The sequence below is a fragment of the Priestia sp. 10L35 genome (assembly GCF_056395685.1).
On the sequence record NZ_JBFTKA010000003.1, the window covers coordinates 633,965 to 649,071 of the forward strand.

The 15,107-nt window shown below is 38.2% G+C and carries 20 protein-coding genes; 10 read left to right on the forward strand and 10 right to left on the reverse strand.

All coding sequences use genetic code 11. From position 1 onward, the window contains the following. Window positions 1-50: 50 nt before the first annotated feature. Window positions 51-293, reverse strand: a complete 243-nt coding sequence (locus AC1DEF_RS14505) for a spore germination protein (protein WP_013058075.1) — start codon at window positions 291-293, stop codon at window positions 51-53. 220 nt (window positions 294-513) lie between these two features. Here AC1DEF_RS14505 and AC1DEF_RS14510 point away from each other — a divergent pair, with 220 nt between their 5' ends. The 3 genes from AC1DEF_RS14510 (at window position 514) to AC1DEF_RS14520 (ending at window position 2,628) form a co-directional block, all read left to right on the forward strand. Continuing rightward, a complete protein-coding gene (locus AC1DEF_RS14510) occupies window positions 514-831 on the forward strand; it encodes a winged helix-turn-helix transcriptional regulator (protein ID WP_013058076.1) in 318 nt (105 codons plus the stop codon). Window positions 832-871: 40 nt separating this feature from the next. After that, window positions 872-1,507, forward strand: coding sequence for an FMN-dependent NADH-azoreductase (locus tag AC1DEF_RS14515; protein ID WP_028414603.1), 636 nt, complete (start codon window positions 872-874; stop codon window positions 1,505-1,507). Window positions 1,508-1,992: 485 nt separating this feature from the next. Next, window positions 1,993-2,628, forward strand: a complete 636-nt coding sequence (locus tag AC1DEF_RS14520; RefSeq protein ID WP_013058078.1) for an FMN-dependent NADH-azoreductase — start codon at window positions 1,993-1,995, stop codon at window positions 2,626-2,628. A 61-nt stretch (window positions 2,629-2,689) separates the two neighbouring features. Here AC1DEF_RS14520 and AC1DEF_RS14525 read toward each other — a convergent pair whose 3' ends face one another. After that, complete coding sequence (locus AC1DEF_RS14525; protein WP_097822862.1) at window positions 2,690-3,229, reverse strand: GNAT family N-acetyltransferase; 540 nt, start codon at window positions 3,227-3,229, stop codon at window positions 2,690-2,692. 186 nt (window positions 3,230-3,415) lie between these two features. On the opposite strand from AC1DEF_RS14525, the gene AC1DEF_RS14530 reads away from it, so the two are divergent. The 4 genes from AC1DEF_RS14530 to AC1DEF_RS14545 all read left to right on the forward strand — a co-directional run bounded on the left by AC1DEF_RS14530 (window position 3,416) and on the right by AC1DEF_RS14545 (window position 5,727). Further along, window positions 3,416-3,637 carry a hypothetical protein gene (locus AC1DEF_RS14530; protein WP_232217020.1) on the forward strand — a complete coding sequence of 74 codons (222 nt, stop codon included), beginning with the start codon at window positions 3,416-3,418 and terminating at the stop codon, window positions 3,635-3,637. Window positions 3,638-3,641: 4 nt separating this feature from the next. Continuing rightward, complete coding sequence (locus AC1DEF_RS14535; RefSeq protein ID WP_097822863.1) at window positions 3,642-4,154, forward strand: hypothetical protein; 513 nt, start codon at window positions 3,642-3,644, stop codon at window positions 4,152-4,154. 177 nt (window positions 4,155-4,331) lie between these two features. Next, entirely contained in the window at window positions 4,332-5,225 is an 894-nt protein-coding gene (locus AC1DEF_RS14540; protein WP_097822864.1) for a tyrosinase family protein, read from the forward strand. Between the two features lie 232 nt (window positions 5,226-5,457). Continuing rightward, entirely contained in the window at window positions 5,458-5,727 is a 270-nt protein-coding gene (locus AC1DEF_RS14545) for a YjcZ family sporulation protein (protein WP_034276228.1), read from the forward strand. A 69-nt stretch (window positions 5,728-5,796) separates the two neighbouring features. Here the strand turns inward: AC1DEF_RS14545 and AC1DEF_RS14550 are convergent, their stop codons facing one another. From AC1DEF_RS14550 to AC1DEF_RS14565, 4 genes are all read right to left on the reverse strand, one after another. Further along, window positions 5,797-6,774, reverse strand: coding sequence for a ring-cleaving dioxygenase (locus AC1DEF_RS14550; protein ID WP_097822865.1), 978 nt, complete (start codon window positions 6,772-6,774; stop codon window positions 5,797-5,799). A gap of 211 nt (window positions 6,775-6,985) precedes the next feature. Beyond that, on the reverse strand, window positions 6,986-7,609 hold the full coding sequence (locus AC1DEF_RS14555; RefSeq protein WP_097822866.1) for an FMN-binding negative transcriptional regulator: 624 nt from the start codon (window positions 7,607-7,609) through the stop codon (window positions 6,986-6,988). A 274-nt stretch (window positions 7,610-7,883) separates the two neighbouring features. Then, the gene (locus tag AC1DEF_RS14560; RefSeq protein WP_097822867.1) at window positions 7,884-8,261 is read right to left on the reverse strand and encodes a hypothetical protein; all 378 of its coding nucleotides are present in this window, start codon (window positions 8,259-8,261) and stop codon (window positions 7,884-7,886) included. Between the two features lie 23 nt (window positions 8,262-8,284). Continuing rightward, window positions 8,285-8,527, reverse strand: a complete 243-nt coding sequence (locus tag AC1DEF_RS14565) for a glycine zipper domain-containing protein (RefSeq protein ID WP_141425861.1) — start codon at window positions 8,525-8,527, stop codon at window positions 8,285-8,287. A 230-nt stretch (window positions 8,528-8,757) separates the two neighbouring features. Here AC1DEF_RS14565 and AC1DEF_RS14570 point away from each other — a divergent pair, with 230 nt between their 5' ends. Further along, entirely contained in the window at window positions 8,758-9,324 is a 567-nt protein-coding gene (locus tag AC1DEF_RS14570) for a CBO0543 family protein (protein WP_097822868.1), read from the forward strand. A gap of 181 nt (window positions 9,325-9,505) precedes the next feature. Here AC1DEF_RS14570 and phaZ read toward each other — a convergent pair whose 3' ends face one another. From phaZ to AC1DEF_RS14585, 3 genes are all read right to left on the reverse strand, one after another. Beyond that, entirely contained in the window at window positions 9,506-10,402 is an 897-nt protein-coding gene (gene phaZ / locus AC1DEF_RS14575) for an intracellular short-chain-length polyhydroxyalkanoate depolymerase (protein ID WP_097822869.1), read from the reverse strand. Window positions 10,403-10,609: 207 nt separating this feature from the next. Beyond that, complete coding sequence (locus tag AC1DEF_RS14580) at window positions 10,610-10,801, reverse strand: hypothetical protein (RefSeq protein ID WP_013058089.1); 192 nt, start codon at window positions 10,799-10,801, stop codon at window positions 10,610-10,612. Window positions 10,802-10,890: 89 nt separating this feature from the next. Beyond that, a complete protein-coding gene (locus AC1DEF_RS14585) occupies window positions 10,891-11,421 on the reverse strand; it encodes an ECF transporter S component (RefSeq protein WP_097822870.1) in 531 nt (176 codons plus the stop codon). 422 nt (window positions 11,422-11,843) lie between these two features. Between AC1DEF_RS14585 and AC1DEF_RS14590 the strand changes: the two genes are divergently transcribed. Both AC1DEF_RS14590 and AC1DEF_RS14595 read left to right on the forward strand, forming a co-directional pair. Further along, window positions 11,844-12,347 (forward strand): YehS family protein, encoded by a 504-nt coding sequence (locus tag AC1DEF_RS14590; RefSeq protein WP_043981287.1) that lies wholly within the window; start codon window positions 11,844-11,846, stop codon window positions 12,345-12,347. Between the two features lies 1 nt (window position 12,348). Beyond that, on the forward strand, window positions 12,349-13,056 hold the full coding sequence (locus AC1DEF_RS14595; RefSeq protein ID WP_097822871.1) for a M48 family metallopeptidase: 708 nt from the start codon (window positions 12,349-12,351) through the stop codon (window positions 13,054-13,056). 57 nt (window positions 13,057-13,113) lie between these two features. Here the strand turns inward: AC1DEF_RS14595 and fbp are convergent, their stop codons facing one another. Continuing rightward, window positions 13,114-15,042: a fructose-1,6-bisphosphatase gene (fbp, locus tag AC1DEF_RS14600; RefSeq protein ID WP_043981285.1), complete on the reverse strand. Its 1,929-nt coding sequence runs from the start codon at window positions 15,040-15,042 to the stop codon at window positions 13,114-13,116. Between the last annotated feature and the right edge of the window lie 65 nt (window positions 15,043-15,107).

Sequence of the window (15,107 nt, forward strand, 5' to 3'; positions counted from 1 at the left end):
GACAAGCTAAAAAGCTGCTTACAACTTCATTTGTTATAAGCAGCACACCTTTATATCTGATTGCCATACGAGTTATCAACATTCGCCAATTCAGTTTGATCAAATACATCCTGATCCAAATTCGTATTTTTCATTCGCGCACAAGCAGCTGAAATGTCTCCGTATGTTGAGTTGATTCCAACAGATTTAACATCCGCTGTGTGTCCGTTGTGAAGAACTTCTCCAAAATTCATCGATCCGTTCCTCGCCATACCATTAATTCTTGTGTTACAGATGTTAATAACTCCTGCCATGGCCATACCACCTTTTCTTAAAATGAATTCGTACATCGTATGCTGTAACAAGCCTATGTGTGAAAGATTTTCAAAAAGTGAAAAGCAAGGTACAAATACTAGTGAAATTATTCATTTCACCCTGCTTCACCCAAAGTTTCCACATGTTTTTATGCTTTTTCTGTTACAATAAATGCATAAGTTATTTTTCATCCATATTGTTTGAAGGAGGATACGTAATATGGACGAACCAAAAGATATTCAACCTAAAGTAGAAAAAAGTTTCGAACTGATTGGCAAGAAGTGGACAGGATTAATCATTTATGTACTTATGAGCGGTCCTAAACGCTTTAGTGAATTAAATGAAAGTATACCAGCCTTAAGCAGAAGGCTTTTGACAGAACGGATTAAAGAGCTTGAAGACCACGGCATCGTTGTCCGAAATGTTATTCCCGACCGCCCTATTCGTTCTGAATATTCGCTGACTCAAAAAGGAACAGAGCTAGGCAAAATATTAGGGCCGATTAGCCAGTGGGCAGAAAGCTGGGTCCAAGATTAATGTCAGTTACTAAAACTACTCCATAGAAAGGATGAGCATCATGGCAAATGTTCTCTATATTACTGCACACCCTTTAGCTGAAGACGAATCACTTAGCATGGCTGTGGGGAAAGAATTTATAGACGTATATAAGCAAACACATCCAGAAGATGATGTGGTTCATTTAGATTTATATCAAGCAGATATTCCATACTTAGATGCAGACGTATTTAACGGCTGGAAAAAGCTTCGTTCTCACTCTTCCATCCAGGATTTATCAACGGATGAACGATTAAAAGTGGGACGATTAGCCGAACTAGGCGGACAGTTCGTACTCGCTGACAAATATATTTTTGTCACGCCAATGTGGAATTTCTCTGTTCCTGCGATTATGAAAACGTACATTGATGCGATTACCGTGTCAGGTAAAACCTTTACATATACAAAAGAAGGCGCTCAGGGATTGCTTAAAGGAAAAAAAGCGATTCACATTCAATCTCGCGGAGACGTGTATTCAGAAGGCCCTGAAATGGCAAGAGAAATGGGCCACCGCTATTTAGAAATTATGATGGACTTCTTTGGAATCGAAGCGTTTGAAAGCATTATTATCGAAGGGCAAGTAAAATTCCCGGATCAAATTCCGCAAATTAAAGAAAAAGCACTCCAAAAAGCCCATTCAATGGCCAAAACGTTTTAAATTCAAGAGAAAAGAAAAAGACCTCGAAGCAGATCGAGGTCTTTTTCTTTTCTCTTCCCTCCCTTATATTTCCCTTGAAATAATGATCACCTTCCTGCTCGTTTTACGCTGAAAATAGATTTAAAGGAAAGATAAAACGCTGTTATTTTTTGTTACTATTAATAACGCACGAAGCAAAAATACACGATTTTTCTTTTTTATTTTTTAATTATCTACGTTCAAAAAAGATAGTTCCTCTAAATGAATAACGTTTAAAATAACGCTTTAAAATGAAAAAAACCTTTGTTTTTAAAGGGTTTAGCTACAAAACCCAAAAGCGTAATATTCTTAAAAACGTTTGTGAATATGATAAAACCCAATAAAAAACCTTTGACTAAATTTGTTACGTAAGTTACTATTAATAACGTAGTAGATGTTTTCGAACATATTATCTTTAATTCATGAAACAACATTTATATATTGAAGACAGAAAGGTGAAAAGAATTATGGCAAAAGTATTATATATTACAGCAAACCCTAACGATGCTACGCAATCATTCAGTATGGCTGCGGGAGACGCATTTATTAATGAGTATAAAGAAGTGAACCCAACGGATGAGATTGTTCACGTTAATTTATATCAAGAACATATCCCTCACATCGACGGCGATGTATTCAGCGGATGGGGCAAACTTGGAAGCGGCGCAGAATTTGACGCGCTTACTCCTGAAGAACAGCGCAAAGTTGCTCGTTTAAACGAGTTAAGTGACCAATTTGCTCAAGCGGACAAATATGTATTTGTTACACCAATGTGGAACTTCTCATTCCCACCAGTGATGAAAGCATACTTAGATGCTGTAGCAGTAGCTGGAAAATCATTCAAATATACAGCAGAAGGTTCTGTAGGTCTATTAACAGATAAAAAAGCGTATCATATTCAAGCAAACGGCGGTATCTACTCTCGCGGCCCTGCTGGTGAATTAGAGATGGGTCACCGCTATATGCGCATTATGATGAACTTCTTCGGCGTTCCTTCTATCGGAAGCCTATTTGTAGAAGGACAGGCTGCAATGCCAGATAAAGCACAAGAAATTAAAGAAGACGGCATTGCTCGCGCTAAAGAAGCTGCACGTACGTTCTAATAACAAATATAAGCATAAAAAAAGGAACATCTCCCCGTGTTCCTTTTTTTTATGCTTGCCATTATAGCTTTGCGTCCCCGCGCAGCAGCGAATAAACATATGTATCAAACGGGATGCCGTTTTGGAACAGGTACTCTCTTAGCGTCCCTTCCTTTTTAAATCCTAATTTGCTCAACAAGGCGATAGATCCACTATTTTGCGTAAATACAATCGCTCCTATACGATTGTATTGAAGTTCGTTGAAGCCATAAGAAATCGCTTCATGAACGGCTTCTGTTGCGTATCCTTTGTTCCAATACTCCGGAAAAAGAGCATAGCTTACTTTTGCTTTCTTATGCTCAGAAGACCACTCTTGAAACCCTATTGTTCCAATCAGCTTTTCTTTTCCTTTTAGCTGAATCCCCCATTTAATCAATTGTTTTTCTTCGTATCCTTTAGAAAAATTCTTAATGATCTCCTTCACTTGGTTGATCGATTCTAAAGGTTTTTGCCCGTAATAGCGCAGAACCTCTTCATCAGAAAAGCATTTTAAAATCTCACCGGCATCATCTTCTACAATTTTTCTTAATATCAGCCGTTTTGTCTCTAATTCTGGAAACATTTTCTTCCCTCTTTTCTGCGCAGCTTATCTATCTACGGTAAACCATACTATTCTCCTCTCAACTAGCAATATCCTGCTAAAACCTTACCCGGGAGGACTCATTTCCTATCCAAATAGTCGATTTACAGCGGAGGTAGTGGTATTTTATATAGTGGGCATAAGTTGCTTTTTATCAACACAGAGGCGGTGAACGCAGAAATGAACCAAGATAAAGAATTGCTGTCCACGATACACGCTCTTCAAAAGGAGCTGCAGCAAGAAAAAGAAAACCGTGCGTATATGCAAAAAGATATGGACGAACTAAGAAGCGCTTTATTACAATCAGAACAAGTAAAACAAAACTTAATTGATCAGCTAGAAAAGAAAGTCGATTTGATTTTAACGTTGATTCAAAAAGGAGACGCATAAAGGAATGGATTTTTTTAAAAACAGCAAAATACTATACACTATTGTGGCACTTGTTATTGCCCTCATCGCTGTATTTACCAACAATTCGCCCATTTCCCTCATTCAGCAGCATGAAAATTCAAGCAGTACATCGAGTAGCACACCGGACACTACATCAAGCAACCAATGCTCTGCAGAGACTCAAAGCGACAGATTATTTACCGGCAAAGAACTTGTCTTACAAGAAGGAAATGATAAATATGGATATTGCCACATTGTCGCGCATATGCAAAAACCAGGCGTTAACAATTATCAAGGTAAAAGCCAATTCAGCAAGTATTTAAATGAAAAACAAGCGATGTCTGTTGCTGAAGAAGTCATCAACGAAGGCGAAGACGGCACCAACAATAAATCTGGCAACTACGTTAAAGAAAAGTATATTAGTTCTTTAAACCAAGAAGTTAGAGTTGTATATACTGACTACAGAGGCAAAGACTACGACTACAGCGTAACGACCATGTATCCAATTGGTCATTAATAATAATGCAGTTAATAAAAGCAGGCGCATGCCTGCTTTTTTTATTTTACCTCTATTTATGATTTACACCTTTAAAAAAGTCTCTGTAAATTTACAGTAGCACTTTTACCTCTTGGACATATTCTAAATATAAAAAAGAAACAGCCCCTTGCTTCTTTTTTTAGAAAGAGGTTACAAATGAGTAACAAGTACAGAGTTAGAAAAAACGTATTACATCTTACCGACATGGAAAAAAGAGATTTTGTTCGTACCGTGCTAATACTAAAGGAAAAAGGGATATATGACCGCTATATAGCGTGGCATGGTGCAGCGGGTAAATTTCATACGCCTCCGGGCAGCGATCGAAATGCAGCACATATGAGTTCTGCTTTTTTGCCATGGCATCGTGAATACCTTTTACGATTCGAGCATGACCTTCAGTCAATCAATTCAGAAGTAACCCTTCCTTATTGGGAATGGGAAACGGATGCACAGATGCAAGATCCATCACAATCAAAAATTTGGAGTGCAGATTTTATGGGCGGAAACGGAAATCCTAAAAAAGATTTTATCGTCGACACCGGTCCGTTTGCAGCTGGGCGCTGGACGACGATCGATGAACAAGGAAATCCTTCCGGCGGGCTAAAACGTAATTTTGGAGCAACGAAAGAGGCACCTACACTCCCTACTCGAGATGATGTTCTCAATGCTTTAAAAATAACTCAGTATGATACGCCGCCTTGGGATATGACCAGCCAAAACAGCTTTCGTAATCAGCTTGAAGGATTTATTAACGGGCCGCAGCTTCACAATCGCGTACACCGTTGGGTTGGCGGACAGATGGGCGTTGTACCTACTGCTCCGAATGATCCTGTCTTCTTTTTACACCACGCAAATGTGGATCGTATTTGGGCTGTATGGCAAATTGTTCATCGTAATCAAAACTATCAGCCGATGAAAAACGGGCCATTTGGTCAAAACTTTAGAGATCCGATGTACCCTTGGAATACAACCCCTGAAGACGTTATGAACCATCGAAAGCTTGGGTACGTATACGATATAGAATTAAGAAAATCAAAACGTTCCTCATAACCCGTTCTATAAACAGCAGTATACAATCAAAAACAGGTAACCCCCTTCCCTTCTGACATAACTTATAAGACCACAAGCATCGTAAAACTCACTGCTTCATTTCCATTCACCATAAAATATAGTTAATCAACCATAATTGGGCTGTGAATAAGCTTCATATAAGGACCTTGGAACATATGAATAAGTTATCAAAGCTTTATAAAAGTTTTATAAATGAAGGGAAGATATCAAAATGCATAATAACGTAAACGCACCTTTTAGTTCTAATGAAAATATGCCATTCTCACCTGCTATGGCTCACCACGCCTATACAGCTCCTGCTTATGAGCACATGATTCCACACTGCGGGTATTCAATGCCGGACTATGGATATATGGTTCCTGAATGTGGATATGGCGTTCCTCACCACGGATGTAATGGTTTTGCCATTATCATCGTACTGTTTATTTTACTCATTATTATTGGTGCATGTGGTTGCGGTTTCTGGCACGATGAGTGTTAACCTAAAAAACTCCAGTATAAATACTGGAGTTTTTTCATGTCTTAATAGGCGGTAGGCACCTTCAGAATTCTATAGCGTTTCATCCAAATCTAGCGGTCTCAGCTTTTCTTCGATTTCTTTGCGCTTCGGCTCTAAAAATGGCGGCAGGGCTAATGTTTGGCCCATCGTTTCAAGCGGTTCATCGGTCGCAAATCCAGGTGTGTCCGTTGATAATTCAAATAAAATGCCGTTTGGTTCTCTGAAATAAAGTGCTTTGAAATAGTATCGTTCTACTTTACCGGAATTCGGCAGGCTGTTTTCATTTAATCGAGCTGCCCACTTATTGTATTCTTCTTCATTTGGAACACGGAATGCAACGTGATGAACGCCACCGCGCCCTAAGCGAACTTTCGGCAAATCAGGTCTCGTTTCAATATGAACTTCGGCTCCGCTTCCGCCTTCACCTGTTGCATAAACCAAAATATCTCTATGATCTCCTGCAAGAGATGGATAAGAACCCACGTAGCGAAATCCCATAATATTTGTCAGTACGTCAACAGTTGGTTCTGGCGTACCCACCGTTAGCGTGACCGGTCCTAAGCCGATAATCGCATGTTCTAATGGAATGTCTTCGCACTTCCAAGGCACACCTGCTCTTACCCCTTTTTCACCGTTGTCCGCAACAAGAAGCAAACGTGTACCTTCATAATCTTTAAATGCTAACGTATCACGATTAGCTCGTTTAGCTATTTCTTCATATTCCACTCCGTACTGCTCAAAGCGATTTTTCCAAAAGTGTAAAGAATCCGTACTTTTAACGCGAAGCGAAACAGTCGAAATGTCAGATGCACCTTGATGCGTTCTTGCAAGTCCCGGAATATCAAAAAACGTTACTTCCGTTCCTGGCGTCCCTTCTCCATCTGCATAAAACAAGTGGTAAGACTGAGTGTTATCTTGATTCACCGTTTTTTTTACTAATCGCATGCCTAAAACTTTGGTGAAAAACTGATAGTTTTTCTCAGCTTTCCCCGTCAAAATAGATACATGATGCAACCCTAACAATTCCATCTGCTCCGCCTCTTTTCATAATATATAAATTTTTTAATTTCCACTAAAATTATCTTTAATTTAATTATCTTTAATTAAAGATAATTTTAAAGGATATACAGCCTGTTTGTCAATAACAAGAAAATGTTGTGAACATAAAAAAGAAACTAAACACATAGTTAGTTTCTCTTTATCTTCCCTTTAACAAACTGCTGATCTTTTCCAACAGCGGTTACTTTTTAAGCACGCGCTGCACATTTTGCTTCATCAGCTCCGCAATTTTTGTTTCATTTTCACGAGACGTCTGCTCTAATTTTTCTATGACTAACTGCTGTCTTTCGACTGAATGATTTTGACTTATCTTTTGTTTGCCTTCTATTTTGCTGATGTCGATTTTAAACCCAATGATTCCTTTACTTAAACCATTCATATAAGCAGGATCAACGTCATTTAGTGTATATGTACTGCTCGGGCTTTCATATTTCTCCACCATCTTCCTCAGCAGCCCAAGCAGTTCTGTTGGTGCTTCAATCACTTTCATGGTGCCATACACGTGAACAGCTTCATAATTCCATGTTGGTACAGCTTGATTCGTTTCATACCAAGACGGTGAAATATAACAGTGAGGCCCTTGAAACACAACCAAAATTTCTTGATTTTCAGCATCTTTCCACTGCAGATTCGGACGAGCAAAATGTCCATATAAAGCTTTTTCTTTCCGGTTTAACATCAGGGGCAAATGAGTAGCATAAGGCTTTTCATTATGATACGAAAACAAAGTGGCAAATCCATTGTCTTCAATAAATTCATACATTATTTGTTCCTCATTCACTTTAAAATACTTTGGAATATACATCGGCGCTTCTCCTTTATCTCTTATTTAGTAAAAGATATAATACTATACGTGTTTGCAACAGCGTCAGTTATGAACTTTTTATGGAGGTCAGCAAACATTTAACCATCTATGAATGGATTTTTTAAGAAGCTTATGCTACACTGCTGCGATGTAAACCGCTGCTTTTTTATATGTATTTATTTAGCACATAATGTAATTAGATACATGTTTGTTAAATAAAGCTTCAGAAACTCAAAAAAAGAAGAGCTTGTTTAAAACAGCTCCTTTCTCACGTTTATCTATACAATTGAGGATTTTTTTCTCGTTTGATAGGTCCGCCTTTGGCTATATGCCACTCAATGACGCAGTCCGTCAAACGATCGTATACGTCGTCTTCTAAATACGGATCTTCTGTCGAAGTGAGCAAGGTGTGAACATCGGCTTTTATTTCGGCTAACATAGCTGTGCTGAATACGTCCGGATCATTCAATACGTCTAGTATATATAGCACCAGCATCTTAAATCCGCCGTCCCAATTGGCATTTCCGTTGCCTTGAGCTTCACAGCGAAGCTTTTCAATGGCCCGGATGACTTCTCCTTCTACGATATCCGACTGCCCATTTCTCGGGACATAGTTTAACCATAGTTCTTTTGCTTCGTCAAAATACTTCATTCTGAACTCCTTCTTTCAAAACTTTATTCCTTTTTGTTCCTTTGATTTATTGCCGTTCCAAATGCAACACCTAAGGCCGTGCCGACCGCAATGCCGAACCCAATATTATCCATAAGCATACCGAGAGAAGCCCCCATCGCAACGCCCATCCCTAACCCCATTCCTAGATAATCTGTCTTTTTCTTTTCTTCAGACAAAAAAACCTCTCCTTTTTCTACTATTTTATTGATACCTTTTATACGTAAAAACCGCGCTAAAAGTTTCATAAAAATGGAAAAAATCAGTCGTTGTAACTGCTTTTTATTTTTAGATGATGAGCTGATAAATGGCCTCTCCGAGCAGCAAAACTGACGTAAGTATGCAGATCACTCCAAATACGTACGTCGTTTTACGTGCAGAAAAATACAAACAACTCAACAGGGAAAGGTATCCAAAACTTAAGAAAAGGGCATTTTAAAAGTAACGAAATTTTTCTTACTTAAAAGGATGGATTACATTGACAGCAAACCAACAGGAATATCTAAAAAAGATACATAGCATACAAGAAAATCTAGCCAAAACGTGGGCTGAATACTGGCAGCAATACTCCACTCCAGGCTCTTGGCAGTTTTGGGTTACCTTGGGGGCTTTCATTTTACCTTTAGTCATTCTCTATTTTTTTATTGATCGAAAAAAAGCCTTTCACTTAGGGTTTTATGGATTTAACGTGCACGTTTGGTTTCACTATAGTGACACCGCTGGAGTTTATAACGGGCTGTGGACGTATCCTTACCAAATCAACACAATCATACCCGTAAGCTTTAGCCTAGATGCTTCGCTTATTCCTGTCTCTTTTATGCTTCTTTATCAATGGACAATTAACCATCATAAAAATTACTATGTATATGCAACTGTTCTTTGTTTGTTTTTTGCTTTTATTTTCAAACCGCTATTAACAGGGATTGGCTTTTTTCAGCTGCATGAATGGGCTACTTACGGTTATTTATTTGTATTTTATCTGGGTGTGATACTGCTATCAAAATGGATTACCAATCTGTTTCTTTATTTTGAAAAACAGCATTAAATTTGATAAGTGTCATCAATAAAAAACGTAAGCATCTTCAAAAGACCTTACGTTTTTTTGATTGTTTTCTTACTAGTTGTCTGCCTTCTCAAAAAATAGAGGGCTTTTCTCATTGTTAATTTAGAACATGCTGCATCTAGCAATAATAAAACTTCTGTTAGCAGCAAAAATCTCACTTTTTCTAAGCCCTGCTTAAATTAGCATTGTATAAGTCCATTAAACTGCTTAAATCATCCAGCAACGGGCAGTGGCCTACGCCTTTCATAATTTTTAACGTCGCATTTTCCCCTATGCCTTTCGCGATGTCAGATGCATCTCTTGTGGAAACCATCTTATCTTCATCGCCTTGAATAACCATAGTAGGGATCGTAATTTTTTCCACCTCTCCTGACCCTTCCACAACACCATTAAAATCGTTTGAAATATTAAATCTCATGAGTGCGTAATTGATATCAATTAAATTTCGCTGCTTGATCGTTCCTTCTAAATATGTTTCAAATTGATCAGCAGACGGCTTATTTTTTGTATATAAAAATTGACGCAGCATCATTTTTAAAAACCATGTGTTTTTTGTTTCTTTTGCGTTTTCTACCATTCTAAATGCTTCTTTTACTTCTTCTTTGGTTTGTATAAAGTTGTTAGGAATAGGCAGTTCTAGGAACGTTCTTCTTGGAATGGGGTAGCCTTTAATGTTGACGGAGCTTAAGAGAATTAAATTTTTGGCATCATTCGGATGATCAATCACATATTGCATAGCAACTGCTCCTCCTAATGACCACCCGCTTATTGTAAAAGCAGACAACTTTAAAGCATCCGCAAACAGTTTGACATCATCTGATAAGTCTTTGATTGTGTGGATAGGTGTATGATAAGTGGAGTCTCCAAATCCTCTTAAATCGATCGCATAAGCTGTGATATGTTCTGGAAGTTCATTCATTAACACATCCCAGTTAAGGGAAGAGTTCATGTTTCCGTGAATTAACAAAAGTACCTCTTTTCCGCCTTTTTTCATTCGGTAATTTACTGTTTCTCCATTCGGTAACTCTACTTTTGCTTGTTCTAAAACAGATACGGTCATCGCTATTTTCCTCTTTTCTTATATAATTAGAACGATCGGTAGCATTTATTTTTTAATACCCTATTTATCAAGATTTAAGCAGTTAGAAAGAAGTTGTGCAAAAGCCAACATAATGCTATGTTATTCTACTTGCTAAAAAAGACAGCCAAATATGCGATTCGGCTGCCTTTTTATAATGAAGAAATATACGAATGAGCAACAAGGCCATTACTTTTTCGGTGCGTCTAATGCTTGATAGGCAAGCTGATATTTCCCGCCTTCAGCCACTTCTGCATGGTACAGAGCTTTAAGAGCAAAGTTTTTTTCAAGGCTGTGCTCTTTCATCAGTCCATTCAGCTTACCTTGCAGTTCCTGATTGTCTTTAATGAGCTGCTTCATCTGTGATTTTAAATATTTCATGGTGTTTTCCGCTCCTTTCACTTGATGAATATCTATCAAGTATATCACTTAAGGATAGGATAATGGTAAAACGACTTACAATTAAGCGATTAAATCTGTACAGCTCTGTTCTTTAAGCGTCCTACAAGCGGAACGACGATGATGCCAGCGATAACAACTTGCATCACATTCCCCGGTATAGAGCCAAGCGGAAGGATCCAATTATGATAAAGAATCACTTCGGCAAAATAGTAGCCTACGATTTTTACAATCAGCGCAGCAGCAACTGCCAGTGTGTTCACAAGTGCTCTTTTACCAGGTGCTTTTTCTGAGATAAGACCTGCTAAAAAGCCCATTGCCCCTACGATAATAAACGTAAACGGCGCCCATGCTGTCCAGCCGGAGATGAGGTCGAATAACCCCATTCCAAAAGCCCCGGCGATGGCTCCTGTCTTTTTGCCGTAAATAAAGGCTGCTATAAAAAGAGGAACGTTGCCTAAATGGATGAGGCCTCCGTTACCCATGATTGGAAGCTTGATGTTGATAAACATTGTCGCTACAAACGTCAGTGCGATAAAAAGTGCATGCATAGATAAAGCTTTGATTTTGGTTGATTCTCTTGGTGAGTATGTTGAATTCATCTGTTGACCTCTTTCTTTTTTTACTACTATCATACTCCTAATTACATACTTAATAAATACGTAAAACTATTTATTTAGTAAGATATATCATTCTAGCAGCACAAAGGGATCCGGCAACTTCACAAATTGTCCTATCCGTTCTTAAAAAAATAAAGCTGCTTCTGCTTCCTTTAGCAGACTGCGGCGCCTAATTTTTGTTATGGTAAAGAGTCTGTTCGGGCATAATATGAGCAAATCGTTCTTTTTCAAGAGTTGACGAAGGCTGATAAATATGAGAAGTTATATGTTTGTAGAAATGAATGGAATAACCTAGAATTCCAGCGGAACCTGTTACTATAATTGTACTGATATTGACCAAGTTCGTTCAGATTGTGGCAGTCATGATTTTTACATACAGTAAGCAAGTTATAGGAGGAGCAAGAATGGATAATAACGATATTTTAATTAGATTACGATATGCCTTGGATTTAAAAAATACAGAAATGGTAGAGATCTTTAATCTTGGCGGAGTAGACGTAACAAAAGAAGACGTATTAAAGATCCTTACGAGAACGCCGGACGAAGAAGACGAGGATGCAGTTCATGAGGACGAACACATCACGTGCAGTAACAATATGTTAGATTCTTTTTTAAACGGTTTTATTACCTTTAAAAGAGGAGAACAAGACCCTAAACCAGGGCAAGCACCTCCAGCGCCGGTTCAAAGCAATCAAAATATGTATAACGTCTTATTAAAGAAAGTAAAAATTGCTTTGTCCCTAACCAGTGAAGAGATGTTAGAAGTATTCGACGACGGTGGCATACGTGTATCTAAAGCAGAATTAGGTGCTTTATTACGAAAAAAAGGCCACAAAAATTACAAACCGTGCAAAGAGAATTTTGCACGAAAATTCCTAAGAGGCTTAACCGTACAATATAGAGGATAAAATGATACACACTTTTTCAAATCAGAGTATCCATTATGAAATACGATATAAAAATCGAAGTTCTTTTGCGATTAAAGTAGACGGATACGGAACGGTCGAAGTCCTTGCTCCCAAAGGAACGTCTACTGAACAAGTACGGATGTTATTAGAGAACAACTGGGCATTGATTCAGCAAAAAATAAACGAAATGAAAGATAGAACGCATGGACCAAAGAAAAAAGTCTATGAACACGGAGAACGCTTTTTGTATGTAGGAAAAAACTATCCGATACAGATTCATCACGATTCGACCATTACAAAGGATTCTGTAGTGTTTAAAGCGAACACGCTTCAGATTTATGTCAATCAGCACGACGATGAAGCGATAAAACAAGCGCTCAAACGCTTTTACTATCAACAATGTAAAGCGCTAGTAACCAAGAGTATCTCCTCCTATCAAAAACATTTTAAAACAAAGCCGCGCTCGATTTCGATTTCGGATAGCAAAAAAGCGTGGGGCACGTGTGATTCCAAGCGTCAGCTAACCTTTAACTGGCGGCTGGCAATGGCACCGCAGCACGTCATTGATTACGTAATCGTTCATGAAATGTGCCACATGGTTCACATGAATCACGACCGGTCGTTTTGGCGTCTTGTCGGGAAAATTATGCCCGATTATCGTGAACAAGAGAACTGGCTGGCAATGTCGAGCTGGGAAATGACGGTGTAGTACCACTAAATAAGAAAAGAGCAGGAGCCCCAGAGGCACACTGCTCTTTTTTTATCTTTAACTATAGCGATATTTTCTTAAATCTTTTAAAATAGAAATTTCTTTTAACAATTCTTCTCCGACATTTGTTTCTAAAACCATTTTTCTTTCTAGTTCTTTGTCAACCAATCGCTTTACGGATAAGACGTCCGTTCCTTCTAATAAAATCTCTTCTTTTGAATTAAAGTGTTTGTGAGCGACTAGCTGCATGCCGTAAGAATTATATAATAATGTATATCCAGCAATCCCTGTTGTGGACTGATACGCTTTTGAAAAACCGCCGTCAATAACAATCATCTTTCCATTTGCTTTGACCGGGTTTTCTCCTTCAATTTCTTTGACTGGCGTATGCCCATTGATAATATGACCATGATCAGGATTTAATTTAAATTCTTCCAGGATGTTTCGGCAGACTTCCTCATTTTCCCGTAAATAGTAGTATGGATTCTTCTTCTCTTTATGCGTTGTTTTATCACTTATAAAATATCTTTCAAACGTCGTCATTGCACGTTTCCCAAAGAGTGATGAATATTCTCCTGTCCATAGATACCAGACCATATCTGTTGCCAAATCATCCGTTTCTTCAGGATGTGCAAAAGCCTCTTGTAAATAATGTTCAAACACATCAAGCAAGTTACGGCCTGCATACGTTTTATCTTCTATCGTCATCTTTTCCATGTTTCCTTGTTCATCTAAAGGAATGCAGCCGTGTATTAATAAGTTTCCGTTGTATTTCAAATAAAGGCTGCCTTTTTTCATCAGAAACTTCATATGTCTCGCCAGCTTTTCCGAATGCTGCACAGAAAGCAGCAGTCTTTCCATCACCTGCTCTTCTTCTTCTAATAGCTGATCAGGCTGCGCCGGGTTAATCGTTGCAAAGCAGCTGTTTTCTAGCTGATACGTGTTTCCGTATATCGTAATTTCATTTTTATCATAATCAATTTTTTCAAGCAACAGCCTTTCTGACATATTAAAGAAAGGACGTCTTTTTATAATCGGACTTTCAAGCTTGAATTGAATCATCGCAATGGCCTGATGAATTTTCGTAATTTGTAGTCGCTCGTGATCGGATAGTTTATCACTTGAGCTTACTTTTGGTCTAAAAGCGGGATTATCATCATAATATTTCTCCGCCAGGTTAAGCAGCGGTCTCAGGTTAATGCCATATACGTCTTCAATAATATCTAGATTGTCGTATCTCGCGCAGATACGAATAATATTGGCAAGACACACTTTCGAACCCGCAAAAGCCCCTAGCCATAGCACATCGTGATTTCCCCACTGAATATCAACGGAGTGATAGTTAATCAGCGTATCCATAATTTTATCCGGTTCAGGTCCACGGTCATAAATATCCCCTACTACGTGCAGGTGGTCCACAACCAATCTTTGCGTCGTATAAGCAAGCCCTATAATAAGCTTATCGGCTTGTCCTAGAGAAATAATCTGCTGAACAATCTTTGTATAGTACTGTTCTTTATTTGTAAATTCATCCGTTTTATATAGCAGCTCTTCAATAATGTACACAAATTGATTTGGCAATGCTTTACGCAGTTTAGAACGCGTGTATTTAGAAGAAGCGTACGAAATGAGATTAAGCATACGATCAATGATTTCTGTATACCATTGATAGAGTTCCTTTTTGTTTCGAAACTGCGCTTTAATTAACGGTAATTTTTCTTCAGGATAATACACTAATGTCGCAAATTCATTGATTTCTTTGTCAGATAATACATTTTTAAAAAGGTCTTTAATTTTCTCTTTTACATTTCCCGAACCGTTTCGCAGCACGTGCTGAAAGGCTTGATATTCGCCGTGTAAATCACTGACAAAATGTTCGGTCCCCTTTGGCAGATGAAGAATAGCTTCAAGGTTAATAATTTCGGTTACCACTTTTTCTTCCGTATCATACTTTTGTGCAAGTAAATCTAGATATTTTGTGTTCAAAACTATGTATCCCCTTTCAACGTTCACCATTTAATATAATCACCGTTATAATCCTGTAAGATAAA